Origin of the sequence: Streptomyces sp. NRRL B-24572, from assembly GCF_002156145.1 — a bacterium.
Classification (GTDB): Bacteria; Actinomycetota; Actinomycetes; order Streptomycetales; family Streptomycetaceae; genus Streptomyces; species Streptomyces vietnamensis.
Genome location: NZ_MWIG01001067.1, coordinates 1 through 630, shown reverse-complemented (window position 1 = coordinate 630; position 630 = coordinate 1). Strand labels below are relative to the sequence as shown.

The following is a 630-nucleotide window of genomic DNA, read 5'->3' as shown; positions in this document are numbered from 1 at the left end:
CCTCGCCGAGCGCCGCCGCCGGCCGCAACCGCACCCGGACGCCGACCTCTTCCTCGCCGCCGAACAGTCCCTGCTGCTCGGCCACCCGCTCCACCCCACCCCCAAGAGTCGCGAAGGACTCTCCGAGGCCGAGGGCCGGCTCTACTCACCCGNNCCGTCACCGCCGAACAGCTCGTCTCCGGTCTCGCCGAAGGACTCGCGTCGCCCGCCGGCACCGCGCCCCTGCCACTGCACCCCTGGCAGGCCCGCGAACTCCTGCACCGCCCCGACGTCCACGCCCTCCTCGACGCCGGCCTCCTCCACGACCTCGGTCTGCACGGCAGTCCCTGGCACCCCACCTCCTCCGTCCGCACCGTGCACCGACCCGGCGCCCGGGCCATGCTCAAGCTCTCCCTCGGCCTGCGCATCACCAACTCCCGCCGCGAGAACCTCCGCAAGGAACTCCACCGAGGCGTCGAGGTCCACCGGCTGCTCCGCACCGGCCTCGTCGACGAGTGGCAGGCAGCCCACCCGAGCTTCGACATCGTCCGAGACCCCGCCTGGCTCGCCGTCGACGCCCCGGACGGCACCCCCGTCCCGGGCCTCGACGTCATGATCCGCCACAACCCCTTCGGGCCCGGCGACGACGCC

At 74.2% G+C, this 630-nt stretch carries 1 pseudogene; it reads left to right on the top strand.

Features of this window, described 5'->3' with window-relative positions:
* A pseudogene (locus tag CCN56_RS40200) lies at positions 1 to 630 on the top strand (IucA/IucC family protein); the annotation flags it as partial.